Source organism: Pseudonocardia sp. EV170527-09, assembly GCF_008369905.1.
Classification (GTDB): domain Bacteria; phylum Actinomycetota; class Actinomycetes; order Mycobacteriales; family Pseudonocardiaceae; genus Pseudonocardia.
Genome location: NZ_VRMC01000516.1, coordinates 1 through 261 on the forward strand (window position 1 = coordinate 1; position 261 = coordinate 261).

1 pseudogene is annotated in these 261 nt (G+C 59.8%); it reads left to right on the forward strand.

Annotation, left to right across the window (positions count from 1 at the left end):
• A pseudogene (locus FVA95_RS29990) lies at positions 1-261 on the forward strand (hypothetical protein); the annotation flags it as partial.

A 261-nucleotide genomic window follows, 5' to 3' on the forward strand; every position in this document is an offset into this window, starting at 1 on the left:
ACCCAGGAGGATCGCTGTGTCATCCACGCCGCGATGCCGCTAGTTCGGGAAAGATTAACGTTGTTGTCCGAGGCTCTGCCCAAGCTGGCCTTCCTGCTGACTGACGACGACGCCCTGGTCTTCGATGGGGATTCTGTGGCCAAGCTCAAGGCAGGAGCCGACGACATCCAGCATGCCGCTGTTGAGGTGCTCAAGGGACTTGATGATTTCTCCGCTGACGCTATCCAAGCTGCCTTGCGCGCCCGACTGTGCGACGAGATG